The organism is Streptomyces sp. AM 2-1-1, assembly GCF_029167645.1.
GTDB lineage: Bacteria > Actinomycetota > Actinomycetes > Streptomycetales > Streptomycetaceae > Streptomyces.
Window position 1 is genome coordinate 3,331,562 of record NZ_CP119147.1, and the last position, 26,507, is coordinate 3,358,068.

The following is a 26,507-nucleotide window of genomic DNA, read 5'->3' on the forward strand; positions in this document are numbered from 1 at the left end:
CCTCCTGAAGTACTACTTGAGCGGATCTGACTCAAGGATGCACGACTTCCGTCCCAGAGTCAACGGACCTGAGTCGATTCGACTCAACTTAAGTGACGCTTATACGCGCCGGACGGTAAAAGCGCAGCTCGGAGCGGGCATCGACACCGGCCCACCCTCACTGTTCCGACCCGCAGCCACCCGGAGCGCACAGTCCGCCCCGGTGGGCGCCCTCTCACACCCGCGCCGCCCCTGCGGCGAGACACGCGCACCGCGCCGCGCGCCACACCCCCCGTCCCACCATCGCACCGTGGGATTGTTCTGTCACAAAATGCCGTGAGCCGGTCAAAACGCACCGGCCCGGATCCCACCGAACTCCGAACCCCGGGCGGTCGCGATGCGGAACGCGAGGCAACGGCGCTACCGACAGGGCGGCGGCGCGTGGTGGCAGTCACTCCAGCCGGTCCGGCCGGCTCCGCGCGGCGGACTCGCCCCACCGGCCGGCGCGCGGCGGCCCCCCGCGCCCGCGCCGGCGCTCCCCCTGCCCTCCGACGGGTGGGCCGAACGTCTGCCGGACGTGGTTCTCGGCTCGGCCCTGCTGCTCCTGGCGGCACCCGCGCTGGCGGTCGCCGCCTGCGCCCTCGCCGTGTGGCACGGTCCCGGCCGGGTGCTCGACCGGCGCACCGTGGCCGGGCTCGGCGGCCGCCCGTTCGTCCTGTACTCCCTGCGCACGCGGGTGCTCCGGCTCGACGCGTTCTCCCGGCTGGCGCACGTCGTACGGGGTGAGCTGTCGCTCGTCGGCCCGGCGCCGCTCGCACCGGACGATCCCCGGCTCCAGCACGGTGGGCCACGTCGGTGGCGGCTGGAGGTGCGCCCGGGCCTGACGGGGCTCGCGCAGGTGCGCGCCCGGTCCCGGATGCCCTGGGACGAGGCCGCGCTGCTCGACCTGCACTACGCCCAGGCCCGGTGCCGGGCAGGTACCCAAATCCAGCGAATCAGGCTCGACCTGGCAATTCTTGCCGAATCCGTGCACACTCCTGTGCGCGCGACCCTCCGCCGGCGAACCCGGGGGGCCAAGGGGAGCCTGAGCGACACAGATCACCGCCTGCCCGGCTACAGCCCGCCGGAATAAGTGGATAGTGTCAGCACAGACTGATTAAGTTACTGCTTAGTAGTGCCACCATCCCACCCTCGCAGGCCCGAGGAGCCCTTACATGCAACTCGCCGCGATCATCGTGTCGCTGGTGCTGACCGTGGTCGGCGTTGCGCTCGTTTCCCGAGCCGTCGCGCAGATCTACCGGTTCGTCCGCCTCGGACAGCCGGTCCCCGCGGGCAGCCGCACCGACGACCCCAAGAACCGCACGATCACCCTGGCCAAGGAGTTCGTGGGCCACACCCGGATGAACCGGTGGGGCATCGTCGGCGTCGCGCACTGGTTCGTCGCCGTCGGCTTCCTGACGCTGGGACTGACCATCGTCACGGCGTACGGACAGCTGTTCAAGGCCGACTGGGTGCTCCCGGTCCTCGGCGGCTGGCTGCCGTACGAGGTCTACACGGAGTTCATCGCCCTCGCGACGACCCTGGGCATCCTGGTCCTCATCGTGATCCGCCAGCTGAACCTGCCGTCCCGCCCGGGCCGCAAGTCCCGCTTCGCGGGGTCCAAGATGGGCCAGGCGTACTTCGTCGAGGCGGTCATCCTCCTCATCGGCCTCGCGATCATGACCCTGCGCGGGCTCGAGGGCGCGCTGCACCACGTGGACGGTTACGAGGCCGCGTACTTCGCCTCGTATCCCCTGGTCGCCGCCTTCAGGGGCCTGAGCCCGGCCACACTGCAGAACCTCGTCTACCTCACCGCGATGATCAAGCTCGGCGTCACCATGGGCTGGGCGATCACGGTGGGCCTGAACACCAACATGGGCGTCGCCTGGCACCGTTTCCTCGCCTTCCCGAACATCTGGTTCAAGCGGAACGCGGACGGCGCCGTCGCGCTCGGCGAGCTCAAGCCGATGACCAGCGGCGGCAAGGAGATCGACTTCGAGGACCCGGGCGAGGACGACGTCTTCGGCGTCTCCCAGGTCGAGCAGTTCTCCTGGAAGGGCATCCTCGACTTCTCCACGTGCACCGAGTGCGGTCGCTGCCAGTCGCAGTGCCCCGCCTGGAACACCGGCAAGCCGCTCTCTCCGAAGCTTCTCATCATGTCGCTGCGCGACCACGCGCACGCCAAGGCGCCGTACCTGCTGGCCGGCGGCGGCAAGGACATGGAAGGCAACGAGAAGGCGACCGAGGAGCAGCTCAAGGACGTCCCGGCCGCCGCTCTCGCCGAGGCCGAGCGCCCGCTGATCGGCACCGCGGAGGAGAACGGCGTCATCGACCCGGACGTCCTCTGGTCCTGCACGACCTGCGGCGCCTGCGTCGAGCAGTGCCCGGTCGACATCGAGCACGTCGACCACATCGTCGACATGCGCCGCTACCAGGTGATGATCGAGTCCGCGTTCCCGTCCGAGGCGGGCACGATGCTCAAGAACCTGGAGAAGAAGGGCAACCCCTGGGGGCTCGCCAAGAAGCAGCGCGTCGAGTGGACCAAGGAGGTCGACTTCGAGGTCCCGATCGTCGGCAAGGACGTCGAGGACCTCACCGAGGTCGACTACCTCTACTGGGTCGGCTGCGCCGGCGCCCTGGAGGACCGGGCGAAGAAGACCACCAAGGCCTTCGCCGAGCTGCTCCACATCGCGGGCGTGAAGTTCGCGATCATGGGCGGCGACGAGAAGTGCACCGGTGACTCCGCCCGCCGCCTCGGCAACGAGCCGCTGTTCCAGCAGCTCGGCCAGGAGAACGTCGCGATGCTGAACATGGCGTTCGGCGAAGATGACGAGGACGACTCGACCAGGAAGGCGAAGGCGACGAAGAAGATCGTCGCCACCTGCCCGCACTGCTTCAACACGATCGCCAACGAGTACCCGCAGCTCGGCGGCGAGTACGAGGTCATCCACCACACGCAGCTGCTCCAGCACCTGGTGGACGAGGGCAAGCTCGTGCCGGTGACCCCGGTCGAGGGCCTGATCACCTATCACGACCCCTGCTACCTGGGCCGTCACAACAAGGTCTACACACCGCCGCGCGAGATCATCAAGAGCGTTCCGGGCCTGCGGAACGAGGAGATGCACCGCCACAAGGAGCGCGGCTTCTGCTGCGGCGCCGGCGGCGCGCGGATGTGGATGGAGGAGCGGATCGGCAAGCGCATCAACAACGAGCGTGTCGACGAGGCCCTCTCCCTCAACCCGGACATCGTCTCGACGGCCTGCCCGTTCTGCCTCGTCATGCTGACCGACTCGGTCAACGGCAAGAAGAACGACGGCAAGGCGAAGGAGTCGATCCAGGTCGTCGACGTCTCGCAACTCCTCCTGGAGTCCGTGAAGAAGCCCGTCGAGCCGGAGCCCGAACCCCAGCCGGAGCCGGAGCCCGCCGCGTAACGCACCCGCCCGCATCACGCGCACGCCGCACCACCGCACCACCGCACCGGACGGAAGCGGTCGGACCTGCCTCGGGGGCAGGACCGGCCGCTTCTCTCGTTCCGGCGCCCGGAATTCACCCGTACGGGTAGGGCCCGTCATCCCGTACGGGATGTCACAGCTCAGCCGCAAAGCCGTCCCGGTCCCCCCGCCACCCCACCGGGCACCCCCAGGACCAGGTACGTTCGATCACGTGGCTGGATTCAGGATCGGACGCGGCCGGGACAACCGCACCCCGCAACAACCGCAGCGAACGGGGCAACCGCAGCAGCGGCAGCCGTACGGAGGGCAGGCACCACAGCCGCCGTACGGCGCTCAGCAGTGGCCGCAGGGAGGTGGCGACCCCGCCCCACCGCAGTACGGAGCGCCCCGCGCAACCCCGTACGGCGGCGGCCCGGGCAACGGCGGCGTCCCCGGCAACGGTTACGGCAACGCGCCCCGCGGCTACGAGGGACGCGGGCAGCAGCAGCCCGGCGGTCACGGGGAGCCGGAGTACTTCGGCGACCCGTACCAGGAGGCCTCGCGCCAGGACCCGTACGCGAACAACCCTGGCCACACCCAGGCATTCAGCGTCGGCGAGGAGCCGTACACCGACGGCAGCACCTACCAGGGCGGCCACGCGCCGGCCCACCCGTCCGGCCCGCGCCTGGGCTGGAAGGACCTGCTGTCGGGGATCGTGCTGCGGCCGGGCGCGACGTTCTGGCAGATGCGGGACTACCCCGTCTGGGGCCCCGCCCTGATCGTCACCTTCGTCTACGGGCTGCTGGCGCTGTTCGGCTTCGACCAGGCCCGCGAAGAGGCCATCAACGCCACCATCTCCACGGCCGTCCCGTACGTCCTCTTCACCGGCGTCGGCTTCGTCGTCGGCGGCCTGGTCCTCGGCGCGGTCACCCACACCGTGGCCCGCCAGCTCGGCGGCGACGGCGCCTGGCAGCCCACCGTGGGCCTCTCCATGCTGATCATGTCGATCACGGACGCCCCCCGACTGCTCTTCGCCCTCTTCCTGGGCGGCGAGAACTCGCTGGTCCAGATCGTCGGCTGGATCACCCTGCTGGCCGCCGGAGCACTCTTCACCTCCATGGTGAGCAAGTCGCACGACCTGCCCTGGCCCAAGGCCCTGGGTGCCTCCGCGATCCAGCTGATCGGCCTGCTCTCCATCCTCAAGCTCGGCACGATCTGAGCGGCAGCGCGCCGCGTACGACCGTCATGACGAAGGCCCGGACCGTGCTCCCCGATCGAACGGGAGAAGCGGTCCGGGCCTTCGTCATGGGGTCGAGCGGGCTCTCAGGAATCGAAAACCTGTCCCGTACGGCGCACGACGGGCTTCTCGACGCTCCACGGGAAGTTGATCCACCGATCGGTCTTCTTCCACACGTACTCGCACTCCACGAGCGACTGCGGCTTCTCGTAGATCACCGCGCTGCGCACCTCGGCGACGTGGTCCAGGCAGAAGTCGCGGACCAGCTTCAGCGTCTTGCCGGTGTCGGCGACGTCGTCGGCGATCAGGACCCTCTTGCGCGTGAAGTCCACGACGTTCGGCACGGGTGCCAGCATGACCGGCATCTCCAGGGTGGTGCCCACCCCGGTGTAGAACTCCACGTTGACCAGGTGGATGTTCTTGCAGTCCAGCGCGTACGCCAGCCCGCCGGCCACGAACACCCCGCCCCGCGCGATGCTCAGCACCACGTCGGGCTCGAACCCGTCGTCGGCGACCGCCTGGGCGAGCTCACGCACCGCGAGCCCGAAACCCTCGTAGGTCAGGTTCTCCCGCTCCTGAGCAGCCATTCCCATGCCCGTCCTCCGCGCGTCCTTCGTGCCCGTGCCGTGTGTCGCGTGCCTGGGCCCTGTGCCCTTGGGCCCGGTCCTGGGCCTTGGATCCGGGGCCCGTGCCCGTGCCCGTGCCCGTGCCCATGTCTGGTGTCAGACCTGGGTCCGGTGGAAGTTCAGGTACGAACGCGACGCCGTCGGGCCGCGCTGCCCCTGGTATCGGGAGCCGTACCGCTCCGAACCGTAGGGGAACTCGGCGGGCGAGGTCAGCCGGAACATGCACAGCTGGCCGATCTTCATCCCCGGCCACAGCTTTATCGGCAGCGTCGCGAGGTTCGACAGCTCCAGCGTGACGTGCCCCGAGAATCCGGGGTCGATGAACCCGGCGGTGGAGTGCGTCACCAGCCCGAGCCGCCCGAGCGAACTCTTGCCCTCCAGCCGCGACGCCAGGTCGTCCGGCAGCGTGATCGTCTCGTACGTCGACGCCAGCACGAACTCCCCGGGGTGCAGGATGAACGGCTCGTCCCCCTCCGGCTCGACCGTCCGGGTCAGGTCCGGCTGCTCGACGGCCGGGTCGATGTGGGGGTAGCGGTGGTTCTCGAACACCCGGAAGTAGCGGTCGAGCCGCACATCGATGCTCGAAGGCTGAACCATCGACGGGTCGAACGGGTCGATACGGACCCGACCGCTGTCGATCTCGTTCCGGAGGTCTTTGTCAGAGAGAAGCACGATCCGAGGATACGCAGGACGCGCGGGCCCGCCCCACTCGGACCGCACCCACGCCCCTGCCCCCACCACGGGAGACGGCCCCCGCCACCGCTTACGACGCCGGCCCGGCGGTCACCGGCGCCGTCGCTCCCGAAGGCCACCGCTGCCGGCGGCGCCGTCCCCTCCGGCGGTCACCATGGCCGGAGGCGCGGCTCCTTCCGGCGGTCACCACTGCGGGCGTCGCCCACTCATCCGGCGCTGACCTCTACCACCAAGGCAGCACCGTCCGAAGCTCGTCGCCACCGCCGCGGCGCCCTGATCCAACGCTCTCCCCTACCGCCGGAGCGCCACCACCGGGACCGAGCTCCTCAACCGCGCGCACCGCGGGCACCGGATGAGCCGGCCGGGCCCGATCCGGTCGGACCCGAGCTGCTGCATCGGGAACGACGAGGTGGCGAACACGTGGCCCTCGGCACAGCGGACAACGGTGTGCTCCAGCGTCTCCACCGTCGTCAACGGCTCCATCGACGCCTGCAGCTCCACCGTTTTCTTCGACTCCATCGACTGCATCAAGTCCCTTCCTCAACCAACCGGCCTCGAACGACAAAGCCACACATTAGAGGATGAACAGGACTCGCTCCCCACGCCGCTCCGCCCCAACCTACGCCCCCAACTCCCGCCCACCGCGCCCCCGTCACCCCGACCGCTCCACCCGCCCCGCGACACACGGGACAAGCCCCGCGAAACGACGGCAGGGCCCTCGGCGCATTCGCCGGGGCCCTGCCATGAGGTACAGTGTGCGAGCATGCACAGCCGATCATCGGTGCGCGCTGCGGGTGTAGTTTAATGGTAGAACATGAGCTTCCCAAGCTCAGAGCGCGAGTTCGATTCTCGTCACCCGCTCTTTCACGAACCCCCAGGTCATCGACCTGGGGGTTCGTCGTTGTCTAGACCTCCCTAAGCGCCTTGCACCACCTACGCACCACCTGACCCCTTCTCGTGCTCCTCGCGCGCCTTGTCGCGGGCCTTGCGCACCATCCGGTCCAGCCCGCCCGCCACCTCCTTCTGACGCTCGTGGTCGGAGTGCTGATAGATCAGGGCGGCTTTCTCCGTCGATTGGCCGGCGCGCACCATCGTGTCCTTGAGCGTGGCCCCCGATCGTGTCGAGAGGGTGTGGCCGGTGTGCCGGAGGTCGTAGAAGCGGAAGTTCTCCGGGAGGCCGACCGTGATCCGCGCCTTGCGCCACTTTCGCCCGAAGGTGGAGCGGCGGAAGGGCTTTCCCTTCTCCCCGACGAACAGCAGTCCGTCCGGGCCCTTCTCCGCGTACCAGTCCATGTGCCGCTGAAGGTCCTTCCGCAGGAAGTCCGGCAGGACAACCACGCGCTTCCCGGCCTCCGACTTCGTCGGCCCCTCGGCACGCTTGCCCGTGGCCAGCTCCGGAGCGGCCTTCCGCACGACGACGGTGACGTTGTCCACGTCCACGTCCTTCCGCCGAAGCTCTGCCTGCTCCTCCGGCCTCATGGGCCCGTAGGCCCCGAGGTAGACCATCAAGCGCCACCGGATGCCGATGGCGTCCGCGAGTGCGTCCACCTGGGCGACGGTCGCCACCTGGCCCGACTGCGAGACCTCCTTGCCGGCACCGCGAATGCGGCACGGGTTCCGGCGAATCAGTTCATCGTCGGTCGCGGTCTCCAGGATCGCTTTCAGCAGCCGGTAGGACTTCGCGACGGTCGTGGCACCCGTGGCGGCAAGGCGCTCCGCCCGCCACTCCCGTACCCGCGGTGGGGTGATCTCGTCCAGGTCGAACGCGCCGAACGTGGGAACGAGATGAAGCCTGAGCAGCCGGTTATACAGCTCCTCCGTGAGGGGCGCGACACCCCTTTCCACCACCCACTTCGTCGCGTACTCCTCAAAGTTCACCGCGCCGGCGTCGGGGTCCCGCCACGCGTTACGGGTCATGTCCGCTTCGACCTGCGAGAGCCAGATCTCGGCCTCGGTCTGCGTCTCGAAGGTCTCCGGCGCCCGGCGTCGCTCCCCTGTCGGGTCCAGGTAGGAGGCGGTCCAGCGGCCGGAGCGGTACTGCCTGACGGCACCGAACCGACGCATCGTCATCTTCTTCACGTTCTTCTTGCGCTTGGCCATCAAGCAGCCTTCCTCATGCGGCGACGCGGCCGGATCGGTTCAACGGTGTTGGCGGCCAGGAACTCTTCGACGGCACTCGCCGGGAAGCGCACGTGGGTACCGACCTTCAGGTACCGGATGCGTCGCTCAGCAACGAGACGACGCGGAAACCGCTCGGTGGTCCCCAGCAACTTGGCGAGGGCCCGAACGTTCAGGTAGGTCTCTTCCAGTGGCCCAGGTCTGGGCACAGAGGCAACGGCGGCGAGTCGCCGGGCAGGGTGAGCAAGGTTGCTCATCGACTGGCTCCCTGGGATTCGAGGCGGGCGGACTGCGAAACGCGCCCGCATGTGTCCGAGGCTGTGATTTCTGCGTCACCACGTCATCCGCGTCACTCTTGGCCCCTGACCTGCGGTTATGTGGTGACGCAGAGGGTTGGGAGTGCGTCATCGGTGACGCAGGCGTGCGTCATGGGGTGGTGCGGGGTGACGCAGGTGACGCGGGGTGACGCAGCAGAAGCCGTTCTGCGTCACCTGGATCGCCGCAGTTCAGGGGCGGTATTGGGCCTTGTGGTGACGCGGGTGACGCAGCTTTCTCTTTCTTAAGAAAAGAGAAGGGGGTGTCTGTTGTGGTGTGGTGCTGCTCAAGGCGTGAAGTGGGGAGCCGCTTCGCGGCGCGACCATTGGGCGGCGTTCCGCCGAACAACAAGAGGAGCACCAGCCGCGCCATGGCGACTGGTGCTCCTCTTGCTTGTCCATCCCCCGGTCGCCGCTGCGGGTCAGAGCGTCTGCTGCTCGTGGGGCGACGGGGCCGGGCGGCGGGTCATTTCGACGTACCGGCCCTCCTTGGTGCGCCCCCAGTCAACGAGGACGCCTCGGGCACCGAGGGTGGGTTGAAGGCGCTTGAGGCGGTCCGAGAGCACTTTCCCGGTCGTGGGCCACCCTTTGGGCAGCGGGCGGCAGTCGTCGCCGCTGTAGAGGCCGCTCAGGAGGTGCAGCCACTCTGAGGACGTCATCCGCGTCTCGGTGCCGGGGGCGAGGCTGGCGGCGTGCTTGAGGACGGTCTGCGCGAGCAGGTCACCTTCGATGACGTCGTCGTTCAGCTCGTCCAGGCTGCTGCGGTAGGCGGGCAGCGTGCCGAACCCGTTCGCGGCGTCGATCTGCGCGCACAGGTGCGCGAAGTCCGCCATCCGCAGGTCGCTCGGGATGTCGGCCTCGGTCGCCCGCACCTTGACCGTCAGGTCGAGGAGAGAGCCGAGGATGACCGGCAGGGCCGCTTCGAACTCCCGCCACAGCTCCGCTTCGGTCCGACGCACGCTCGGGCGTTCCAGCCGCAGCGGCAGGAGACGTTCAGCGAGGTCGGGCCGGATGACGCCGACGTCGATACCGGTCAGCAGGAGCGGGCGGCGGTAACGGGAGCGGACGACGTCCCCGTCGCTGAACAGGGCGCGCTTGATGCTCTCGGCCCCGGTGACGATGCAGCACATGAGGTCGGACAGGTCCGGGGCCAGGTGGGACAGGTTGTCCAGGGCCGTGACCCAACCGGCGGCGACGGCGGTGATCAGGTTCTCTTCGTCCTTCGGTGCCCGGCGCAGGTCGCCGGTCATGCCCTCGATGATCCGCACGAGCATCCGGCCGGCCGTGGACTTCCCCGCGCCCTGCGGGCCGGTGAGGAACGGGGCCGGGACGGGGACGGAGGGGCCGAGGCAGCCGATGAGCCAGGCCAGGGCCAGACTCTCGGTGTCGGCGTTGGCGAAGTTCGTCAGCCGCATCAACTGGTCAATGCCCTTGCCGTTGGTGTCCCGTGCGGGCATCGGGAGTTCGCCGGTGAGCTGGGTGCGCCGCCAGCACACCTCACGCGGGTCCGGGACGCGGATGTCCCAGCCGTTGGGGTGGATGCGGACGGACTGCCCGTCGTCGCGCCCGAGGTCCAGCCACGTCGCCCCGTCGAAACCGGGGGCGACCCGGATGTGCGTGGGCTGCACGCCCTGGCTCAGCGCGAGTGCTTCGATCAAGTCCAACGCCTCCTTGAGCGACGTTCCGTTGAAGACGCCGACCCCGTCGTTGAAGAGGTCGACCATGAGTTCCTGCCGGTGGCTCCCGGTCGTGCCCTGGGAGCGGATCGGGCGGGCCACGGGGTGCCCGATCCGCTGGGCGTAGACGGTGCCCTCCGTGGTGCGGAAGTACCGGAAGTGCGACTGCGCGTACTCGGTGATGACCTCACGCGCCGGAGTCTTCTCGTCCTCGGACATGACTCACATCCCCAATGCCGTACGGGCGTTGGTCCACGCGTCGGTGCAGTGTCGGACGCTCTCGCCCTTGGCCTGCGCGGCGGCGAACAGCCGCCCGGCGTGGGCGTCGGTGAGGCACCCGCACCGGCCGTGGGCGGACAGCACCGCGAGGAACGTCCGGTACACCGTCGCGTGCACGCCGCTGGTGGCGTCGGTGATCTGCTGCTCGGCCATGGCGATGCCACGGTTCAGGTAGGCCAGCGTGCGGTGACGGCATACCCCGCCCCCAGCACCCGTGGGGACGCCGACCGGCCGCACGACCGGGGCCGGCGCGGGTGCCTTGACCGTCAGGGCGCGCACAGTGTCGGGCAGGCCGGTCATGGTGCCGGTACCGGGGCCCAACCACCGGGCGTACGACATGGACGATTTGATGTCGACGCCGGGGCGTACGGCGTTCGCGGACTGCATCGCGCCCCGGTAGATCCAGTGCTCGCCCCGCGTGGTGGGCACGGTGCGGGTGGCGGGCAGGTGCTGCCGGGCCCAGGTGACGGCGTCGGCGTTGTCGAGGTCCACGATGGTGAGCCCGGCCCCGCCGGGGTGGTAGGCGACGGCCTGCGCCTGCGCCCATGCCCGTGCCCACGGGGGTGAGGTGAGGGTGTGGGGGTCGGTGGTGGCGGCGGCCCAGCCGTGGCAGACGCCGGGGCATGCGCACGGCCCGGCGGCCAGCATGACCGGCCGGCCGCCGCACGCGTTGTCCCGGCAGGTGCGGCAGTTCCCGAACGGGACCTTCCCGGCCCGCAGCGGGAGCGTCGGCACCGTTCGGGCGGCGAGGTCGAGGGCGGTGCTGAGCAAGGCACTCATGCCGCCACCGCCCGAGCGGAGACGATCAGGGCGGACCCGATCAGCTCCGAGTAGGCGGGCGGGATCGCCTCGGTCAGTTCCTGCCGCACGTCGGTCCAGGTGATGCCCATGGCCCGCTGCATCTCCGGGATGGTGGCCTTCCCGCCGCCCTCTCCGTACGCGGCGACGTACGGGCCGTCGCGGTAGACGCCGTGCCGGTAGCCCCGGACGTAGCCCCGGTGCTTCCGGTGGGCGGGCTGCGGAACGGTCCACCCGCCGCCCAGCTCGAAGTTGCGGTGGCGCAGCACGTCGAGGCCGAACATCTCACCGCACAGCCGCAGGTCTTTGCGGATCTTCGCCCGGCCGTTGGGCTGCTCCATGACGTAGGGCAGGCCGGTCGCTTCGAGGAGTTCGCGGGTCGGCGCCACGAGGTCTTCGTGCACGCCGCCCCAACCCTGCGATTCGTTCGTGCCGACGGTGAGCGCGCATCCGGCCTGGCACGGCGGCGACGCGTGCACCGCCGCGTACTGCCGGATCTCCCCGGAGGCGATGAGCGCGGCGAGGTGGGTGAGGGCGTCGGCCCGGACGAACGTGAACGGGTAGTTCGGGCGCGCGGCGATGTCCACGCCGACCACCCGGAACCCCGCCCGGTGGTAGCCCATGGCCGCGCCGCCGGCGCAGCAGAACAGATCCAGCAGCAGGTGCCGGTGATCGGCCTCTCGCCGGATCGGGACAAGTTGAGTCATGCTGGAGGTCTCCAGTTCTCGTGAGGGCTGGTGGACGACGGCGGCCCCAGATCATTGGCGTGAGAGGGGGCCGCCGTCGGCGTAGCTACAGGCGGTTGGCGGTGGCGCGGAAGCAGACGAAGCACAGAGCGGCGACGGCGATCTGTCCGTAGGCGGTGGCGCGGTCGGGGTGGGCGTGGTCGTCGTCCCAGAGGGTCAGCAGTTCACCGGTCTCGGCCAGGCCGTTGATGTCTCCGGTGCGCAGGGTGCGGCGGGCGGTGACGGACCGCTCGAACGCCTGGCGGGCGCGCTCGAACCGGTCGGCGTCCGGCCACCCGTCCAGCGCGTTCCCGACGCCCGGCGGGACGGGCCCGACCCCGTGCGGGGCGGTGAAGCGGCCGGTGGTGTCGAGGGTGTAGGTGGCGGTGGTCGGCTGCTCGCCGTCGAGGACGGCGTGGAGGGCGTCGGCGACGCTGTAGGCGTAGACCTTGGCGGTCTCCTCGAACAGCTCGCGCATGGTGGCCAGGTGCGCGGTGTGGGACCGGTGGATGCCGTCGAGGATGCGGGTGTGGAGGTTGGTCGGGTAGGGGTGGGTGCCGGTCACGGTGACGGTGCCGGGCAGGGTCCGCAGCCGCCCGGCGGCGTACTGCTCGGCGGCGGTCTCGGCGGCCCGGCAGGCGGCTTGGGCCTCGCGGGCGGCGGCGGTGAGGGTGGCGACGCTGGCGGCCAGCGACTCGAACCAGGGAGCGTTGGGCGTGGTCATGAAGGGGTGTTTCCTTCCGAAGCGGAACGGAGTGTTGGCGGTGGACAGGGAGCCGGAACCACCCCCCTCCGGGTTGGCCGTGGAGGGGGTTTCAGGGGTCTGACCTGCGGTGCCTCCCTGACTCCCTGAACATCATTTGTGCAGGTCAGTGGCAGGGAGGCAGGTCAGGGAGGGGGTGAGGGAGTTCTCCCTGCCTCCCTGCCCCGCCGGGGGTGCGCCTCCCTCTACCGGGCGACAGAAGCGGAACCTTCGTCGCCCCGGTTGGTGAGGGCGCGTGCGACGCGCTCACGGCCGACGACCATCCGGCCGTCGGACTTGTAGGGCTCGGCCCCGGTGCCGTCGAGGACCCGCTTGAGGTCGGCGTGCGTCCAGCTCCCGTACGCGTCCTCCGACAGGACCGCGAGCCGCTGGAGGACGTTCTGCGTCAGCACGCGGTTCGTCGTCCCGATCACGGTCGCGATGTCGGCGAGCGGGTCACGGTCCTCGCCGTGCTCGATGACGTGGAGGGTGGTGACCCCGTCGCGCATCGCCCGCGCCCGCGCGGTGATCTGGCCGGCGGTCTCGGTGTCGATGAAATGGGTGCGGACGGTGATGGACGCCTGCCCGGACGGGATCGTGATCCCGTCCGACGCGACGACCAGCGTCCCCTTGTCGAGCCCCGGACGCAGCAGGTTCGGGGCGGCCCCGCCGTCGACGGCCTTGTCCCCGAGCGCCATACGGGCCTGCGACTCGGTGCCCAGCGCGAGCGACGCACGGGTGTGCGCGCCCTCCCTCACCAGCTTGGGCAAGTTCTGGTCGGTGGGGTCCTGCGTGCCCTGCCACAGAGTCACGTTCACGGCCCTGCCCTGGTTGTGGATTTTCCGGGCGGCCATGAAGTACCGGCTGGTGGCCTTGGACCCGCCGTAGGGGCGCTTCTCGGCGTCCACGACCGGGCACATGAACGCCACCTGCGCCTCATCGACCAGCAGGACCAGCGGCGGGAACACCGTGCCGGGCGGCGCCTGCAACCGGCGCTCCATCTCGGTGACGCCACCTTCGAGCATTTCGGTGGCGTCGATGACGTGGTCATCGGTCGGGCCCTGGATCAGGACGGTGGCAAGGCCGTCGAACATGGCCCAGTCCCCGGCCCCCTTGAGGTCCGCCAACCGGAACTCCACCGACGGGTCCAGCGCCAGCCACAGCGCCAGCGCTCGGAGCGCGGCCGTCTTGCCCTGGTTGGACAGGCCCGTGATGAGCAAGTGGCGCTGGTAGACGCTCAGAGCGGCGGCATCCCCGCGCAGGTCCTGTCCCCACGGGGCTTTGCCGGTCTTGTAGTTCGCGGTCATGTCGGGGTCGGTGGTGAGCGGGGACGGCCCGATCGGCTCGTCCAACGCCCCGCTGTCCGCGATCCACAGCCGGACCGTGCGGGCGGCGGTCGGGATGGTGATGAACACCTCGTGCTCATGCCGCGCCAGGTTCTCCGCGAGCTTGCGCCGGCGGCCCTGGACCTCGTTGGTCGACACCCCGGACGGCAGGGTGACGTCGACTTCGACGCCGCATCCGGCGATCCGGATCGGTCCGAGCATCGCGGCCCCGGAGTCGCCCATCTCCTTGATGGCCGTGCGCAGCGGGGCGATGCCGAGGTCCCGCAGCGCCAAGACGACGATGGACGGGGTGATCGGCGCGCCGGCGTCCTCGGACCGCCCGGTGGGGAGTGCCCATGCGGGTGCGGCTCCACGGTGGCGTCCGACGGCCCACACCCCGGCGAGCGCCACCCATGGGGCGGCGGCGACGAGCGGCCCCCACACCACGGTGGTGATGACGACGAGAAGCCGGATGAGGTCGATGAACGCCATCAACGGCGTGACCACATCCGTGGCGTCCTTGTTCGCGATGGCCAGCGCCACTCCGATCAGGATCAGCGTCCCGACCCCGCCACCGGCCGCGAACGCGGCACCCTTGACGACCTTTTCAGGGGAGGCCAGCAGATCCATGCGCCGCTTGTGCCGGTCGGAGCGGAAGCGGTGCAGGCGTTCCTCCCACTCGCCCGCGGCTTCATAGTTCCCGACCGCTTCGGCGGCCCGGAGCATGCGTTCGTAGCGGGCACCGGTCCGCCCGTCCCACGCCCGCCGGACCACAATCCGACTGCCCCCGACGACGTACGACCCGTGCCGCACGACCATGCGGCCGGCGGTGCGGGTCCGCTCGTCCCGGACCGCACCGGCCACCTTGCGGCCGGTACGGCGGAACAACCGCACCGGGGCGACCGGCGGGGCCGGGGCCAGGCTCACGACCGGGGCGGGCACGGGCGTGGGGGCGGGGGCGGGCGGGTCTTCCTTGAACAGATGGATGACGTTCTCGGTGTTCGCGGACATGCTGCCTCTCCTTGCAGGTGGAAGGGGGTCAGTTCTCGGCGCGGTTCACGGCCCGCTCGGCGAGCCGGACGCGCTGTTCGGCGTCCTTGCGGGCCTGCCGGGCCGCCGCCCGCTCCGCGCGGGGCGCACTGCGCTCGGTCGCCTTGGCCTTGGCGAGGGCGATGCGGGCGTCGGCCCGCAGGTCGTGCAGGGCCCGGAGTTCGCGGGCGCCGCGCTCGGCGGCGGACCGGTCGATCTCCGCGATCCGGGACGTGATGCGCGGGTCCACACAGTCGGCGGTCGCCTGGCGGAGCCCCTTGAGGAAGAGGCGGTTGCGGGCGCGCTTCTCGGCGGGGGTGTAGCTCTCCACGGGGTCCTCTCCGGGGCCGGTCTGTCCGGCTCCCCGCCCGCCCCGGTCGGACCGGGGCGGACAGGCAGCCGTCAGCGGCGACGGCCCCGGAGGTTCTTGGCGGCGGCCTTGGCGTCAGCCCCGCCGACCGTGCGGACGATGGTGACGACGCCCCACGTCATCGCCACCGCGAGGAACGCCAGCAGCGCCAGGTTCGCGGCGATCGCGGTGAGCGCCCCGACGAGCAGGGGGCCGAAGTAGACGCCGGCGGCGACGGCACCGGCGCCCATCCCGGACCCGAGCGCGACCCGCTGAATCGTGCGGTCGGGCGGGGCCTGGTGGATGTGCTGAACGATCTGCTGCGGCTGCTGCGGGGCGGCGGCCGGGAGGTGTTCGGCGGGGGTGTAGGCGTACGTGCCGTCCGGGAGCTGGACGACGGTGAGCGCGCGAGGGGCGGGCAGGTTGGGGTTCACTGAATGTCCTTTCCGCTGTGCCGGTCGAAGTCGGCTGCGGCCTGTCGGGCGGTGTCCTTGACGCCGGTCAGCAGCTCTTCGACACGGTCGAGGGAGACGTAGAGCATCCGGCTCTTCCCGCCGGAGGTGATCCGCACGGCCACGGCGGGCTCCGGATGGTCGGAGGTGGCGTGCAGGATGACGGGCTCGGCGGTCAGTTCGGAGCCGCTGTCGCTGAGGAAACGGAAGTTCATAGGGCGTGTCCTTCCGGGGTCAGACGGTCGAGTCGGCGCAGGTCACACAGATGCCGAGGGAGCGCGGGATGCAGTACCCGGCGTCCCGCCAGCAGACGGGGCAGGTGCGGCGGGCCCGCATCGCCGCGGCGAGCGCTCGCGCCCGGCCGGGCGTCATGGGCCGGACCGGGCGGGCGAGGTCGATGCGGTAGAGGTAGGCGACCAGCGGGCCGCGCCGGCGGCGGGGGCGCTGGAGTTCGGCGACCGGGTCCTGACCGCCGGGCCGCAGGCCCATCGCCCGGAGCTGACGGCGGGTCGCCAGCCCGTCCGGGGCGAGCCGCCACCGGTAGGCGGGGACGGTGGTCATCAGGCGACCATGCGTTTCCACGCGGCCCGGAGGCGGACTTCGGAGGCGGAGTGGCCGGCGGCCCGGAAGCGGGTGGCCATCTCGCGGTAGGACAGGGCGGGCGTCTCGCTGTGACGGATGCGGTCCACCAGATCGTCCAGGGCCTCATCCGTGAGCGCGGTACCGGACTCCAGCGCGAACGCGGAGACCGGCTCGGTGGGGCCCCAGACGGGGAGTTCCCATCGGGATGTGACGCCGGGCGTGACGCGGGTGGTCACGCTGGTCAGGGCCCGTCCGGTGCCCTCCCCCTCCCGTGTCGTCTCCAGCGTCGACCAGGCGCGGGAGAGGGTGTCGGCAGTGCGGGCCTGGACGTGTGCGACGCGGGCTCCGGCCTGCGTTACGGCCGTCAGCCGCGTCTCCTCCGTGGACGCTTCCGCCCGGAGGCGGGCGCGTGCAACGGCTGCTTCGTCGCGGGCTTCCTGCTGGATGCCCTGGATCGCGTCGAGGGCTTCCGCGGTGAGCGCGGTGCGCTCCCACATGCCGTGGACCAACCACAGGGCTTTGGCGGCGATGGGGAGCCAGGCGACCGCGAGCCACGCGCCGGCCGAGTGCTCCGCGGTCAGGGCGTGGGCGATCAGGACGCCGGTGGCGACCGCGCCGAATCCCCAGCCGACGCCGGTGACCGTGGTGCTGTGGTCGCCCTGAGCGGCCAGGCGGCGTTCGTAGGCGAGCGTGGCGAGCCACCCGCCGTCGATGCCCAAACCGACGACCAGCGCGACCGGCCACGGCATCGCCGTGCCCAGCCACATCATCACCACGGCCAGCGTGAGAACCATGGACACCGCCGTCATAGCGACAGCGGGAAGAACTGTCTTGACGTTCACGCCGCTTCACCCCCGCGCGTCTCGTCGGCGGTGGGGACGTCCGCGAAGCCGGTCAGGTGCACCTCGGCACCGCCGTATTCGGTGTGGACCTTCAGCACGGCGGTCCGGCCGCCGGACTGAACGCCGTAGGAGACGCCCGCCGGGTCGATGCCCAGCGCGTCCCGCCACGCCTCGAACCCGGCGAAGTCGTCGTGGAACGTCAGCTCCAACCGGTCGGGGAACCAGGTGGACAGCGCCACGTCCGGGGCCGGGAGCTCCGCGTGTTCCACGGCGAGCAGCCGCAGCAGCCGCAGCGGGGCGGCAAAGTCGGTGAGCGTCTGCGCCGTCACGCGGCACCACCCGACTGCACCGTGCCGGTGCGGTTGGTCAGGTCGCGGCGGGCGGCCAGCACCCGGCGCCGGGCCCGGCGGACCCGCCGGGCGTCCAGCTCGCTGACCGGCCGGTCGATGGTCACGATCTCCGCGTCCAACAGGTCAATCTCCGCCCGGATGAGCGGCATCTCCCAGTCGATCGCGTCCAGCTCCGCCGGCGTCGGCTCGAAATCGAGCGACGCCGCCGTAACGAGGCTGTGAAGTGCTCCGATGGTCTTCATGGGTCGTTTTCTCCTTGCAGTGGAACGGCCCACCAGAACGGCCCCCGGGGTGCATCCCGGGGGCCGTTCGCTTCCTGTGGGGCCACCTCGTACGGGTGGCAGTGCCCCAGGCTGAATTCGATCCGGCGCCCTCACGGCGTGATCCGGGGCGGTGACGCGAGCTAGCGGGTGCTGCGACTGCCGTGGCTTCCGTGGCAGCCGTAGGTGGCGTCCTGGTAGTCCGTGGGCCCGTTGGCGGCCTTCCATGCGGCCTGGGCCGCGTCGTCCTCGGCCGCAGCCTCGGCGGCGAGTTGGGCGCGAAGGTCCTCGTTACTCTGCACAGCGATTCCTCTCGTCTGACCGCCCGCCGCTGGGGGTGGCTCGTGCCCCGGGCCCGAGTCGATCGGGCACCCTCGCGGCTAGATACCGGGGCTGGTGGATCAGACGGTCGACGCCGTGACGGCGGCGATGATGTCGGCGTGGTCGAACGCCAGCGGCGGCAGGTCGGTGAGCGGCCACCACCGGACGTTGACCGCGTCGTCCCCGGCCTCGGCGGGCAGGCCGGAGATGACGGTCAGGTGATAGGCGACGGTGACGTACCGGCCGCGGGGGTCGCGGTCGGGGGCGTCCCAGGTCCCGACCTGGGTCAGTTCCTCCGGCGCCGCGTACACACCGGCTTCCTCGGCCAGCTCGCGGGCGGCGGCGGCGCGGCTGGTCTCGCCGGGGTCGACGTGCCCGCCGGGCAGCGCCCACTGGCCGGCGTGCGGGTCCCAGCCCCGCTCGATCAGCAGGACGCGCCTGTCGGTCGTGGTGACGACCACGTCGGCGGTGTAGCGGATGGTCTCGAACGTCTCGGTGCTCATGTCGCTCCCTCGAATGCGGTTCCGGATAGTCCGGCTCCCCTCTGCCCCGCCCGTACGGCACCCCGAGGGGGCCGGACGGGCGGGGGAGGCAACCGGCCGCAGTGCCAACTGCGGAGGTGGATGCGCCATGTCTCTGCCTGGCGCTGAGCAGGGCAGCTCACTGCGGGTGGCACCCGAGGGTGTTCTCCAGGGCCGCAGGACCGTACGCACGACGCCGACGCGCCGTACCGCTACCGACGGCTCACCCGGCCGTCTCGGGGGCAAGGTCTCTCACCTCGCCTTTGTTCACTGTTCAGTTCTCAAGGAACCACCGCTTCCTTCGGGCTCACTCCCTCGCGGGACCCTCCGGGCTTAGGTCGAAGCAGCCCAAGGAAGGGCTTTCCGCTCACGCTGTCCTAGGACTGCGGTGCGTCTGAGATGACAATGACGCACAGTCCCAGGACTGTCAACAGTCCTGGGACTGTGTTTCACTGAAGCTGTTGAGAGGAGCGCGCGTGGCACCCAAGTGGCGCGAGCTGGCGGACAAGCTGGCCGAGCAGATCAAGAGCGGTGAGCTGCCCCCCGGCAGGCAGTTGCCGCACATTCGAGACCTGGTGGAAGCCGGTGAGGGATCGAAGTCCACGGTTCACGCGGCATATAAGGCGCTTGAAGCTGAAGGGCTGGTGACGTCCTCGCGCGGTCACGGCACGGTGGTCAAGCAGCAGGCGCCGCTTAAGCGGCTTGGTATCGCTCGCTACGACAAGGCCAAGTGGCGGGACGGCGACGAAGTCGCCTTCATCGCCGACCGGGTCGCTTCCGGACGCGCGCACAAGCGCGGTGAGCAGACGCAAAACGTCAGCCTCGTGCCGGCGCCGCCTCTGGTGGCCGCAGCCCACGGTTTGGCCGAGGGTGCAGAGGTGTATGCACGTGCTCGCCTCGTGAAGGAGGGACATCAGCCGACACATACCCTGACCAGCTATTACCGCCCGGAGCATGTCGAGGGCACCCGTCTTGTGGACCCGACGCCCGGCCCCGCGGGCAAGGGCGGAGGCTATCGCGTGCTGTACGACGCGGGGTACGAGATCGACCACATGCGGGAGGAACTGTTCGCGCGCCCCGCATCCTCCGAAGAGGCAGTGCTACTTCAGCTGACGCCCGGAGAGTGGGTCGTAGAACTTCACCGCACTACCCGCACCGCTGATGGCACCGTGGTGGAGTTCGCCATTGGCATCCACGCCGCCAGCCGGTTCGCGTGGGCGTACGACTTCAAGGTCCCTGATTCAGCGGAGGAAGCAACCCAGTGATCCCAGCACGAGCGTGGTCTGACGCCCAGTTGTTGTGGGACTTTCAGCAGATGCACCACGACCTGCGCCCTTGCTCGGTCGGTATCGGTCTCGGTAGCCACGACCTGGGTGTAGCGGATGTGACTGCTGACCTGTATCAGCGTGGCATGTTCCCGTTGATCGTCTTCACTGGTGCAACCAGCCGCACTACGCGCGAGCGGATGCCGAGGGGGGAAGCTGAGCACTACCGTGAGCGGGCCATAGAGCTGGGTGTCCCCGCAGGCGCGATCCTCGTGGAGCCGGAAGCGCGCAACACGGGCGAGAACATCATCCTGTCCCGTGCCGCGCTGGCTCAGCGCGGCATTGACGTGACTTCGGTGCTGCTGGTCAGCAAGCCGTACGAGGAGCGGCGAGCGTATGCGACAGCCTGCAAGCTTTGGCCGAGAGTCGAATTCATCAGCGCATCAGCAGCGATGACGCTCGCAGAGTATGTCGACACGCTCCAGGACCCGCGCCTCGTACTGGACATGCTCGTGGGAGCGCAGCAGCGGTTGGTCGTCTACCCGAAGCAAGGTTTCATGATTGACCAGGAAGTTCCTCGCGCAGTCGCCGCTGCATACGAGCGCCTTTGCGCGGACGGGTTCACGAGCCGTCTCGCCCCGGAGGGGTAGCACGCCCAGTCTCATTCGCAGTCAGTTGACTCGTTGTCCGTGACCGTCCACCCTCATCCGCCCTGGTCGCTCAAATGCGCTGACCAGGGCGGATGAGGTTACGGCGGACGACGATGGACGGCTACGGATTGAGATCCGACAACTTGTAATGCGTAGGTCGTCGGTTCGCATTCGACTTGGGGCTCAGCGCGAAGCCCAGGTCAGATACGCTCTGAGCTGGGCTAATTTCTGTTCAGCGGGTGCGGCGGCGAAGCTGTGAGCCTACGAGGGCTGACCCGTTGCGATGCCTGTTCTCCCTATGTCCTCGCCTGTCCTGACCTCCCAAGACGCCCGCGCCTTTCTGTGCAAACAAGGCTAGGTATGAGAGTGGTGCCGGCTCCTCACTCTCCGGACTGTCGCGCATCAAGTTCCCGTTTCTTCAACTTTTCTGGTTCCTGTGAAATTTTAGCTACCACAGCTTCACTGAAGAGAAGTACGCGTTCCTGTAGATAGCGCTCCAGCGCTGGGAAGGCTACCACGTCCAGATTGAAGAGCCCTTTCATGGACCTCATGTCGACGTCTCGTTCTAGTGATACCCAATCGGTTCGCTCGGAGATAGGGGTTTCAGACTCTCCGTTGACATAGAAAAGTTCACCGCTCGTGACAACGATAGGGAAAGATAGGCACAAGTGTGCGGATTTTGGCTCCGGGTTGCGGTCTCTTTGGGGCCGGAAGGCCTCGACTGCCTTCATGAGGGGCAGAGTCAGTGACTCGAATATAGAAGAGTTATCCGCAACCCATTCCTTTCCCCTTAGGTTCATCCGGATCAGTTGAAGGCCTTTCCGAATATCAAGATTCGGACTTCCCGGCAATTCATGGAAACCCAGCCAGCCCCACGATTGCATCCCCCGCTGACGAGCTGCGCCATCTGGCAGGAATTCTAACCAGCGAATGAATTCTACTGGCATCGTGTGCGAGTGCGGCTGGCGGTACTTATCTACAGCTTCCGGGTCTCTCCCAAGTGCAACGTAGGGTCCATCGGAACGTTTGCATTCGATCACCAGCTGGAGGGATACGACGATGCGCTGTGCAGAGTCTTCCCACAACTTCTTTACGGCGAAAATATCGATCTCTCGTGACTTCCCCTCGTCGGGGTCCATAAAAGCTTTGCCTGTGATAGTTGTAAATCCTGCGGATCGAACTTTGCTGGCCACACGTTGCTCGAGGAGGTATCCGGTCCGCTCAAGGGCTCCGATCACTTCGTCACTTGCAGGGGAGGGGAACGGGCGGCTGCTCATGCTGTACAGCCTAGTAAGAAGCCGGTGCCCAGACAGCGAAAGCGCCATAGAGAGCCTGACCCTCACGGACCGGGCGCGCACCACCTACGCACCACCTAGGGCGGACAGCCAGGGTCAATCAAAGGGCTGCCCATAGGCTGCCCGTGTTTCCGCTAGAGGACCGTCAGCGCAGGCCAGAGTAGGTGGTTGGAGGCTGAGGGGCGCAGATTCCCAAGCTCAGAGCGCGAGTTCGATTCTCGTCACCCGCTCCATTCACGTCACACGAGAGCCCCAGGCCGATCAGCCAGGGGCTTTTTCGCTGCTCGGGCCACAGCGTTCACGGCGTGGCCGCCACCCTCGGCGTGAGCAGGTCGAGTGCTTCCTCCCAGTGGAAGCGGTCCGCCTCGCCACCCGCCTCGGGGCGGCGAGGCTCGTAGGAGCCGATGAGGATGCCCATGGCGCGCAGCTTCCGCAGGCTCTCGGCGTACGCGAGGCGGGCCGCCTGCGCGGAGTTCACGTAGGGCAGAGCGGCGGTCGGAATACCGAGGCAGTACGACTCGCAGAGGATGCCGAGCGCGGTGTGTGGGTCGGAGACGCCCGACCCACACACCACAACGTAGAGAAAGGGCTTCTTGTCGAGACGGCCTGGCTGGCTGTAGGCGCGGGCTGTCTCGACCCGCCCTCGAAAACCCCCTCGGGTGCGGCGGTCAGTCTTCGTCGCCCTCGTCCACCGGATCGGTTGTGGGGTACCCACATGCATCGTGTGAACTGGGTCCTGTCCCGGATCAAGGTGGAGCAAGTCACCGAGCAAGCCGCCGAAGCAGCGGCGGAGTTACTCAAAGTCCCTGAGCTGCACGGGCACGAGCGCGCCATCGACGCACGGTCGCCCAGGTCGCGCGGCGTCAGCCGAAACTGATCGCTCTCCTGACGTCCGACAGCGACGACATGGCCCCGCTCGGCGGCAACCAGGTCCGCACCATCCCTCTCCGACCCGCCCGCCAACCCTGAACACGGGTGCACCCCGGCAGATTCCCGTCGCCCTGCCGGCGTTGTGTTCCATCCGTGCCCGGCGGAGAAGGCAACAACGTCCGTCGCCGTACGGGCAGGCGTTCGCGGCACGGCATCATGCAGGCATGGTCACCATTCACCTGAAGTACGAGATCGACGCCGACAAGCTCGAGGATTTCGAGGAGTACGGGCGCCGCTGGGTCCGGCTCGTCAACCGGTTCGGCGGGACGCACCACGGTTACTTCCTGCCGAGCGAAGGAGACAGCGACATCGCGTACGCCCTGTTCTCCTTCCCCAGTCTGGCCGTGTACGAGCAGTACCGCACGGACAGCTTCTCCGACCCGGAGTGCCAGGCGGCGTTCGCACTGGCCCGTGAGACCCGCTGCATCAAGCGCTACGAGCGTCGCTTTCTGAGGCCGCTGGACGACCTCTCCTGAGGCGGCGGGAAGCGGGGGTGCGGTCCCGCGACACGGCTGGTCCCAGCGCTGCGACGACGGCTGCGGTCGCGGGGGCCGCCGTCTCGGTGTGACGCGTCGCCGCGAACAATCGGCTCGGCCGGCCCGAGTGTCGTCCCGCTCCCGCCCCTGCGATCGCCCGGCGGCAACGTGCCGAGCAGCCCACCGACGAGCTGTCGGCGCCGTGCGGTAATCGCCTCGACGGGACGGGGGAAGTCGGCGCACTGACGGCTGGTCCATGCGGTGTACAGCCCCCCGGCCTCGCGAACCCCTGACCCGGTGGCCCGGCCGTTCGTCCCGCCCCTCCCCCGGACCGGGACGCCGTCGGGCCCTGCGGCGCGGCGCGGCTCGTCCTCGGTGCGTCCTCCGCCTGTTCCCGCTCGGTGTCCCGGAGGTAGGTCTCGGGGCGGTCGCGCGTGTAGGTCGTTCGCGTTGTATCGGGGACGTCCCGAAGGCCGAGCGGTCGCGCCGGGAACAGTCGGACCGGCCGAAACGGTTGCATCGAACGAAGGACCGGCACCCCACCGGCTGGGCACCCGGAGACCTGAGTCCCCGGGGCTTCGGCTCTGCCCGGATTCGGCCCTGCCACGAATCGGCCCTGCCAGGATTCGGTCCCCCGGGGATCACGGGGCGCCGGCCGTCTCTTCCGACCACGACGTACTTCTGCTGGAGGACTGTTTCTCATGAACGACCGCCCCCTGACGCTCATGGCAGTGCACGCCCACCCCGACGACGAGGCCACCAGTACCGGAGGCGTGCTCGCGCGGTACGCGGCGGAAGGAATCCGTACGGTGCTCGTGACGTGTACCGACGGCGGTTGTGGTGACGGTCCGGGAGGCGTCAAGCCGGGGGATCCCGGTCACGATCCGGCGGCCGTCGCCGCGATGCGCCGCCAGGAATTGGGGGCGAGCTGCGACGTCCTGAAGATCAGCGATCTGGAGATGCTGGACTACGCCGACTCCGGGATGGTCGGGTGGCCGACCAACGACGCCCCCGGGTCCTTCTGGAAGACCCCGGTGGCGGAGAGCGCCGCCCGCCTCGCGGAGCTGATGCGCGAGTACCGCCCCGATGTGGTGGTCACCTACGACGAGAACGGCTTCTACGGTCACCCCGACCACATCCAGGCCCACCGCATCACCATGGCGGCGCTGGAGATGACCGAGCTGACACCGAAGGTGTACTGGACGACCATGCCCCGCTCCAGGATGCAGCAGTTCGGGGAGACCATGCGCGAGTTCCAGGAGGACATGCCGGAGCCGGATCCCGCCGAGGTCGCCGCGATGGCCGAGATCGGCCTCCCCGACGAGGAGATCACCACCTGGGTGGACACCACGGCCTTCAGCGGTCAGAAGTTCGACTCACTGGCCGCGCACGCCAGTCAGGGCGAGAACATCTTCTTCCTCAAGATGGGCAAGGAGCGGTTCGCCGACATCATGGGCATGGAGACCTTCGTACGGGTCAAGGACACCACCGGCGCGGCCGTACCCGAGAACGATCTCTTCGCCGGGCTGCGCTGACCCTCCAGAGCGGCCGGCTCGTACCCGCCGGGCCCCCGCCCCCGGACCGTCGGCTCCGCCCCGGACCGTCGGCTCGGGCTCAGGGTGCTCGGCTCGGGCTCAAGGCGTTCGGCTCGGGCTCAGGGTGCTCGGCTCGGGCTCAGGGCGTTCGGTCCGGCGGCGGCGCGAGGCCGGCGCGGGCTGCGGTCATGAAGGCGGTCTTGTGCTCCTCGACGTGCTCGTTGACCTCGATGTCGCCGATCTCGCGCCACACCGCCTGGTTGAGCGCGCGGGCGTAGGTGTGGACGGGGCCGTGCAGGCCCGGATCGCAGAGCAGCACGAGGTGTCGTTCGGCGATCCAGAGTGCGGTCATGGCCGCGGACGCGGATCCGCTCCACCCGTCGTCGTCGCCGCCCCACGGCTCGGGGCGGCGGTAGGCCGCCCGCTCGGCTTCCTGGGCGCAGGCGATGAATTCCTTGATCGCCTGCAGTTGTTCGGCCCGGCGGGCCTCACCGGTGGCCGTTTTAAGCCGGCGTTCCTCGGCCCGTTCGGCGGATCGTTGGGTGGCGCGCTGGGAGAGGGTCGTCAGCCCGCCACCCAGTGCGACGCCCGTGAGCGAGAGGACGGAAGTCCACACGTCCACGGCCATGCCGACTCCTCGGGGTGGTTTCAGGGGAGGGTCTTGCGCATCAGCGTGCACATGGTTTCGTACCGGCTCAGCGAGCCGTCCGCGGCCTCCACGTCCCAGCCGTCCGGCTGGCTGTCGTAGGCCACGTACCCCAGGCGTTCGTACAGTGCGCGGGCGCGGGGGTTGCTCTCCTCCACGCCGAGCTCCGCACGGCGCAGACCGCGTGACGTGATGCGGTCCTCCGCGGCGCGGACGAGCGCGGTGCCCAGGCCGCACGACTGGAGGGCCGGAAGGACCGCGAGCTGCCACAGCGTGCCGGCGCCGGGGGCGGCCTGGTAGTCGATGCCGCCGATCGCCACCGGCAGGTCCGCGGAGGCGCAGACCGCCAGGTACTCCACTTCTCCGGCCGCCGCGCGTGCCAACTCGGCTTCCACGTGGCGCATGTGGGTCGCCGAGCCGGCCCATCCGCAGGACGGCAGATCAGCGGCTGTCAGGTCACGGACGCGGACCGGGACGACGACGTGGGGCGCCTCCCGCCGCGCGGATAAGAGACTCATGCTCCTATCCCAGCACTCCGCAGGGGATCGGCACAGTGGTTTTCGCGGGAGCGTGACGTACGAGCACCGAGCGGCGCCCGCCCTCACGGGCCCCTCGTGCGGGAAGCCGCCCGGGTCACGCCATCGGTCCGCCGCATTTCCCTGCACCCGCCGCGTACGTGTGCCTCTTCGCGGCCTGAACGTCGGAACATGGTTGCCGTCGAGGGCGACGAGTTCGAGCACGGGCCGGCTCCGCGTACCACGCCGGCCGGCGAAAGCACTGTGCGGGCGGCATTCCGCACTCGACTGGGCAGCACCGTGATGAGCTGTCAGGTGGTTTTTCGCGGGCGGGAGACGAATCGTCCCGCACGGGACGGGGCGCGCAGGGTGGCGCGGAGTGATCCGCCCCCGCGCGACGGGGTGCGAGGCGGGGTCGGGCGGAACGCGGCCCCGGACCCGGGCCCGGAGGGAGCCGTGCGCGTGCGGACACGACTCCCTCTGCGGTCAGCGCCCGGCACCGGCTCC

Annotated in this window: 29 protein-coding genes, 1 tRNA gene and 2 pseudogenes; 9 read left to right on the forward strand and 23 right to left on the reverse strand. The window is 69.5% G+C overall.

Going from position 1 to position 26,507, the window contains the following annotated elements:
• Positions 1–556 precede the first annotated feature (556 nt).
• The 3 genes from PZB77_RS14230 to PZB77_RS14240 all read left to right on the forward strand — a co-directional run bounded on the left by PZB77_RS14230 (position 557) and on the right by PZB77_RS14240 (position 4,668).
• Positions 557–1,111, forward strand: coding sequence for a sugar transferase (locus PZB77_RS14230; RefSeq protein WP_343299863.1), 555 nt, complete (start codon positions 557–559; stop codon positions 1,109–1,111).
• Positions 1,112–1,193: 82 nt separating this feature from the next.
• On the forward strand, positions 1,194–3,449 hold the full coding sequence (locus tag PZB77_RS14235) for a (Fe-S)-binding protein (RefSeq protein WP_275492971.1): 2,256 nt from the start codon (positions 1,194–1,196) through the stop codon (positions 3,447–3,449).
• Positions 3,450–3,681: 232 nt separating this feature from the next.
• On the forward strand, positions 3,682–4,668 hold the full coding sequence (locus PZB77_RS14240) for a Yip1 family protein (RefSeq protein ID WP_275492972.1): 987 nt from the start codon (positions 3,682–3,684) through the stop codon (positions 4,666–4,668).
• A gap of 104 nt (positions 4,669–4,772) precedes the next feature.
• Here PZB77_RS14240 and PZB77_RS14245 read toward each other — a convergent pair whose 3' ends face one another.
• From PZB77_RS14245 to PZB77_RS14255, 3 genes are all read right to left on the reverse strand, one after another.
• On the reverse strand, positions 4,773–5,273 hold the full coding sequence (locus PZB77_RS14245; protein WP_275496062.1) for a phosphoribosyltransferase: 501 nt from the start codon (positions 5,271–5,273) through the stop codon (positions 4,773–4,775).
• Positions 5,274–5,408: 135 nt separating this feature from the next.
• Complete coding sequence (gene dcd, locus PZB77_RS14250) at positions 5,409–5,984, reverse strand: dCTP deaminase (protein ID WP_275492973.1); 576 nt, start codon at positions 5,982–5,984, stop codon at positions 5,409–5,411.
• 312 nt (positions 5,985–6,296) lie between these two features.
• Complete coding sequence (locus PZB77_RS14255) at positions 6,297–6,533, reverse strand: hypothetical protein (RefSeq protein ID WP_275496292.1); 237 nt, start codon at positions 6,531–6,533, stop codon at positions 6,297–6,299.
• Between the two features lie 262 nt (positions 6,534–6,795).
• Between PZB77_RS14255 and PZB77_RS14260 the strand changes: the two genes are divergently transcribed.
• A tRNA-Gly gene (locus tag PZB77_RS14260) sits at positions 6,796–6,866 on the forward strand.
• Between the two features lie 72 nt (positions 6,867–6,938).
• On the opposite strand, the gene PZB77_RS14265 is transcribed toward PZB77_RS14260, so the two are convergent.
• From PZB77_RS14265 to PZB77_RS14340, 16 genes are all read right to left on the reverse strand, one after another.
• Positions 6,939–8,105 carry a tyrosine-type recombinase/integrase gene (locus tag PZB77_RS14265; RefSeq protein WP_275492974.1) on the reverse strand — a complete coding sequence of 389 codons (1,167 nt, stop codon included), beginning with the start codon at positions 8,103–8,105 and terminating at the stop codon, positions 6,939–6,941.
• The gene (locus tag PZB77_RS14270; protein WP_275496063.1) at positions 8,105–8,314 is read right to left on the reverse strand and encodes an excisionase family DNA-binding protein; all 210 of its coding nucleotides are present in this window, start codon (positions 8,312–8,314) and stop codon (positions 8,105–8,107) included. The genes PZB77_RS14265 and PZB77_RS14270 overlap by 1 nt, the downstream gene beginning before the upstream one ends.
• A 545-nt stretch (positions 8,315–8,859) precedes the next feature.
• Positions 8,860–10,332 (reverse strand): ATP-binding protein, encoded by a 1,473-nt coding sequence (locus tag PZB77_RS14275; RefSeq protein ID WP_275492975.1) that lies wholly within the window; start codon positions 10,330–10,332, stop codon positions 8,860–8,862.
• A 3-nt stretch (positions 10,333–10,335) separates the two neighbouring features.
• Entirely contained in the window at positions 10,336–11,172 is an 837-nt protein-coding gene (locus PZB77_RS14280) for a DNA primase (protein WP_275492976.1), read from the reverse strand.
• Complete coding sequence (locus tag PZB77_RS14285) at positions 11,169–11,897, reverse strand: DNA methylase (protein WP_275492977.1); 729 nt, start codon at positions 11,895–11,897, stop codon at positions 11,169–11,171. Before PZB77_RS14285 ends, PZB77_RS14280 begins: the two co-directional genes overlap by 4 nt.
• Positions 11,898–11,982: 85 nt before the next feature.
• The gene (locus PZB77_RS14290) at positions 11,983–12,639 is read right to left on the reverse strand and encodes a hypothetical protein (RefSeq protein ID WP_275492978.1); all 657 of its coding nucleotides are present in this window, start codon (positions 12,637–12,639) and stop codon (positions 11,983–11,985) included.
• A 224-nt stretch (positions 12,640–12,863) separates the two neighbouring features.
• On the reverse strand, positions 12,864–14,993 hold the full coding sequence (locus PZB77_RS14295) for an ATP-binding protein (protein ID WP_275492979.1): 2,130 nt from the start codon (positions 14,991–14,993) through the stop codon (positions 12,864–12,866).
• Between the two features lie 28 nt (positions 14,994–15,021).
• Positions 15,022–15,342, reverse strand: coding sequence for a hypothetical protein (locus tag PZB77_RS14300; RefSeq protein ID WP_275492980.1), 321 nt, complete (start codon positions 15,340–15,342; stop codon positions 15,022–15,024).
• Between the two features lie 71 nt (positions 15,343–15,413).
• On the reverse strand, positions 15,414–15,794 hold the full coding sequence (locus PZB77_RS14305; protein WP_275492981.1) for a DUF6251 family protein: 381 nt from the start codon (positions 15,792–15,794) through the stop codon (positions 15,414–15,416).
• Positions 15,791–16,027 (reverse strand): hypothetical protein, encoded by a 237-nt coding sequence (locus tag PZB77_RS14310; RefSeq protein WP_275492982.1) that lies wholly within the window; start codon positions 16,025–16,027, stop codon positions 15,791–15,793. The genes PZB77_RS14305 and PZB77_RS14310 overlap by 4 nt, the downstream gene beginning before the upstream one ends.
• Before the next feature lie 19 nt (positions 16,028–16,046).
• Positions 16,047–16,373, reverse strand: coding sequence for an RRQRL motif-containing zinc-binding protein (locus PZB77_RS14315; RefSeq protein WP_275492983.1), 327 nt, complete (start codon positions 16,371–16,373; stop codon positions 16,047–16,049).
• Positions 16,373–17,236 (reverse strand): protein spdB, encoded by an 864-nt coding sequence (locus PZB77_RS14320; protein ID WP_275492984.1) that lies wholly within the window; start codon positions 17,234–17,236, stop codon positions 16,373–16,375. Before PZB77_RS14320 ends, PZB77_RS14315 begins: the two co-directional genes overlap by 1 nt.
• Positions 17,233–17,565, reverse strand: a complete 333-nt coding sequence (locus PZB77_RS14325; RefSeq protein WP_275492985.1) for a hypothetical protein — start codon at positions 17,563–17,565, stop codon at positions 17,233–17,235. Before PZB77_RS14325 ends, PZB77_RS14320 begins: the two co-directional genes overlap by 4 nt.
• On the reverse strand, positions 17,562–17,828 hold the full coding sequence (locus PZB77_RS14330; protein ID WP_275492986.1) for a DUF6284 family protein: 267 nt from the start codon (positions 17,826–17,828) through the stop codon (positions 17,562–17,564). Before PZB77_RS14330 ends, PZB77_RS14325 begins: the two co-directional genes overlap by 4 nt.
• Positions 17,829–17,989: 161 nt before the next feature.
• Positions 17,990–18,148, reverse strand: a complete 159-nt coding sequence (locus PZB77_RS14335; RefSeq protein ID WP_275492987.1) for a hypothetical protein — start codon at positions 18,146–18,148, stop codon at positions 17,990–17,992.
• 99 nt (positions 18,149–18,247) lie between these two features.
• Positions 18,248–18,670, reverse strand: coding sequence for an NUDIX hydrolase (locus PZB77_RS14340; RefSeq protein ID WP_275492988.1), 423 nt, complete (start codon positions 18,668–18,670; stop codon positions 18,248–18,250).
• Between the two features lie 494 nt (positions 18,671–19,164).
• On the opposite strand from PZB77_RS14340, the gene PZB77_RS14345 reads away from it, so the two are divergent.
• Together PZB77_RS14345 and PZB77_RS14350 are read left to right on the forward strand one after the other, a co-directional pair.
• Positions 19,165–19,953: a GntR family transcriptional regulator gene (locus PZB77_RS14345; RefSeq protein WP_275492989.1), complete on the forward strand. Its 789-nt coding sequence runs from the start codon at positions 19,165–19,167 to the stop codon at positions 19,951–19,953.
• The gene (locus PZB77_RS14350; RefSeq protein ID WP_275492990.1) at positions 19,950–20,603 is read left to right on the forward strand and encodes a YdcF family protein; all 654 of its coding nucleotides are present in this window, start codon (positions 19,950–19,952) and stop codon (positions 20,601–20,603) included. The genes PZB77_RS14345 and PZB77_RS14350 overlap by 4 nt, the downstream gene beginning before the upstream one ends.
• Positions 20,604–20,983: 380 nt before the next feature.
• Here PZB77_RS14350 and PZB77_RS14355 read toward each other — a convergent pair whose 3' ends face one another.
• The gene (locus tag PZB77_RS14355) at positions 20,984–21,880 is read right to left on the reverse strand and encodes a hypothetical protein (RefSeq protein ID WP_275492991.1); all 897 of its coding nucleotides are present in this window, start codon (positions 21,878–21,880) and stop codon (positions 20,984–20,986) included.
• A 316-nt stretch (positions 21,881–22,196) separates the two neighbouring features.
• A pseudogene (locus PZB77_RS14360) lies at positions 22,197–22,460 on the reverse strand (flavoprotein); the annotation flags it as partial.
• Positions 22,461–22,607: 147 nt separating this feature from the next.
• Here PZB77_RS14360 and PZB77_RS14365 point away from each other — a divergent pair.
• From PZB77_RS14365 to PZB77_RS14375, 3 genes and pseudogenes are all read left to right on the forward strand, one after another.
• Positions 22,608–22,867, forward strand: a pseudogene (locus PZB77_RS14365) (DNA-binding protein); the annotation flags it as partial.
• A gap of 125 nt (positions 22,868–22,992) precedes the next feature.
• Positions 22,993–23,304 carry an NIPSNAP family protein gene (locus tag PZB77_RS14370; RefSeq protein WP_275492992.1) on the forward strand — a complete coding sequence of 104 codons (312 nt, stop codon included), beginning with the start codon at positions 22,993–22,995 and terminating at the stop codon, positions 23,302–23,304.
• Between the two features lie 701 nt (positions 23,305–24,005).
• Positions 24,006–24,839, forward strand: coding sequence for a PIG-L family deacetylase (locus tag PZB77_RS14375; RefSeq protein ID WP_275492993.1), 834 nt, complete (start codon positions 24,006–24,008; stop codon positions 24,837–24,839).
• Between the two features lie 139 nt (positions 24,840–24,978).
• On the opposite strand, the gene PZB77_RS14380 is transcribed toward PZB77_RS14375, so the two are convergent.
• Together PZB77_RS14380 and PZB77_RS14385 are read right to left on the reverse strand one after the other, a co-directional pair.
• A complete protein-coding gene (locus tag PZB77_RS14380; RefSeq protein WP_275492994.1) occupies positions 24,979–25,467 on the reverse strand; it encodes a hypothetical protein in 489 nt (162 codons plus the stop codon).
• A gap of 20 nt (positions 25,468–25,487) precedes the next feature.
• Positions 25,488–26,003 carry a GNAT family N-acetyltransferase gene (locus tag PZB77_RS14385; RefSeq protein ID WP_275492995.1) on the reverse strand — a complete coding sequence of 172 codons (516 nt, stop codon included), beginning with the start codon at positions 26,001–26,003 and terminating at the stop codon, positions 25,488–25,490.
• Positions 26,004–26,507 lie beyond the last annotated feature (504 nt).